General features: G+C 73.7%; 1 protein-coding gene. It reads right to left on the minus strand.

Going from position 1 to position 2452, the window contains the following annotated elements; all coding sequences use genetic code 11:
* Nucleotides 1-1957: SulP family inorganic anion transporter (locus CCN29_RS31750; protein ID WP_086685992.1), on the minus strand; the 1957-nt coding region annotated here is incomplete at its 3' end.
* Nucleotides 1958-2452: the final 495 nt, after the last annotated feature.

Genomic DNA, 2452 nt, shown 5'->3' on the forward strand with positions numbered 1-2452 from the left:
TGCGCACCACGAACAGGTCGCCCGGACCGCTCGACGTGATCATCGAGGTGACCACACGGGAGTCGGCGCAGGTCAGGAACAGCTGGGACGGCCGCTGTCCCTCGCGCGCCAGCCGGGCCAGCTCGCCGCGCACCAACGGCGCCGTCCTGCGCTGGAACGTGCTGAGCCCGCGCACCAGTTGGATGCCGCCCGGGGTGCGTCCGCGGACCGGGGCGTCCGGTTCCGGGCCGGTCCGCGGGTCTGTCGCGACGCTCCCGGAGGCCTCGTCCGGGAGGGGCTCGGCGTCCGGGGCGGGGGAGGGCCGGTCGCACTGGTGGTTGCGCCAGGCCGTCCAGGGGCGGCAGCGGCAGTCGCCGTGGGTCCCGGACTCCCCGCCGGGCGCGGGTCCGGAGGCGAGGTCGCCGGGTTCGGCGATCCGTACGCCGGTGCGCCGGCCGGTGATCTCCACGGTTCCCCCGCGCGCGGTGTGCGTGCCCTGCCAGTCCTGGAGCGTCTCGTACGCCGCGTGGTCCATGAAGGACCCGTCCAACGCCACCACTGCGTCGGCGCCTTGAGGCACGAGATGCAGGGCGCGGCTGAGCCGCGGCACCGCGAGGAACGTCAACTGTCCGCGCACGTGCACGTGATGGACGCCGCCCTCCTCCTTGTGCGTGATCCGGGTCCGGGTGAGCCGGTGCAGGGCCACGCCCACGGCCACGGCGATGCCGAGCACCACGCCCTCCAGCACCCCGAGGCAGATCACCCCGAGGGCGGTGACGGCGTAGACCAGCACCTCGCGGTGGCGCGTCACCGTGCGGATGTGGTGCAGGGACACCATCCGGAGGCCGACCGCCATCACCAGGGTGGCGAGCGAGGCGAGCGGGATCAGCTCCAGCAGCGGGACCAGGAGCAGTGTGGCCGCCACCACCAGCAGGCCGTGAATCATCGTGGAGTTCCGGCTGACGGCGCCCGCGTGGACGTTCGCCGTGCTGCGGACGGCGACCCCGGCCACCGGCAGACCGCCGAGGGCGCCGGAGACGACGTTCGCCGCGCCCTGACCGAGCAGTTCCCGGTCCAGGTCGGAGCGGACGACATGCCCCGCGCCGGGCCGGGCGGACGCCAGCTTGTCCACGGCCACCGCGCCGAGCAGCGACTGCACGCTGCACACCAGCGCCGTGGTCAGCACGGCCGCGGCCAGACCGAGCACCGGGCCTTCGGGCAGCCCCGCCAGCGCATGGCTGCGCCACGACGGCAGGTCCACGACGGGCAGCACCAGTCCGGCCGCCGCGGCGACCGCGGTGGCGCCGGCGACAGCGACGAGCGCGGCCGGCACCCGCCGCAGCACGCGTCCGGCGCGGCCGGGCAGCCGGGGCCAGAGCAGCAGGGCGGCCAGGGTCAGCACGCTCACCGCGAGGGCGGCCGGGTCGAGGCGCGCCAACTGGGCGGGCAGGGCTTGGAGGTTGTCGGGCACGGAGCTCTGCGGCTCGCCCCCGAGGACGATGTGCGCCTGGGCGACGGCGATGGTGACGCCGATGCCGGCGAGCATGCCGTGCACGATCGCGGGACTCACGGCGAGGGCGCCGCGCGCCACGCGCAGACAGCTGAGCCCCAGCTGGACGAGTCCGGCGAGGACGGTGACGGCGCAGGTGACGCGCCAGCCGTACTGGTGGATGAGGTCGGCGGTGACGACCGTGAGCCCCGCCGCCGGTCCGCTCACCTGGAGCGGGGAGCCGCCGAGCCGTCCGGTGACGAGCCCGCCCACCGCCGCGGCGACCAGGCCGGCCTGGAGGGGCGCGCCCGTGGCGAGCGCGATGCCGAGGGACAGGGGGAGGGCGATGAGGAAGACCGCGACGGCGGCCGAGAGGTCGGCGCCCGCGACGCGGAAGCGGGGGCCGCGGCCGTGCGGCGGGCTGTGCGGGGGGTGGGCTCGTTCGGTGTGCGCCGATTCGGTGGCACCGGCGGGAACGCAGGCTGACATGGACTCCCGTCTCCTTCGGGTCTGCGCGGTCGCGTGACAGTGGGGGCCCGCTCCGGCGGAGCGGTCGCGGCCGTGGGGCACGGCCCCAGAACGGCGGGATCAACGGTGGGACGAACACAGGGGGCAACCGTGAGCGCGAAGCAACTCTCAGTAAACAGATCGTAATTGAGAGTAAAGGCCCGGCATAGACTTTCCCGGCAAATGGCAGCAGGTGTCACTCCGAAGGGTGAAGTGGCCATTTCATCGGCTTGTCGTATTAATTCATTTCTTCCTTCCGTGCGACGTTGACGGCGCGGTCGGCATGGACCGGCACAGAGCCGCACAACGCCTCATCGAGCTCGGCCCGAGAGAAGGAAGAAGGTGGGCGAATGGCCGCCACCCACAGGATCGCCACGGGCACCGTGATCACCGCGGTCTGCCTCACCGCGCTCGCCGGCTGCGGAACCGGCGGAGGGGAGAAGGAAGAGGAGAAGGCGCAGCCGGCGAGCGCGGTGA

This window comes from Streptomyces pseudogriseolus (genome assembly GCA_002154585.1).
GTDB classification, from domain to species: domain Bacteria; phylum Actinomycetota; class Actinomycetes; order Streptomycetales; family Streptomycetaceae; genus Streptomyces; species Streptomyces pseudogriseolus.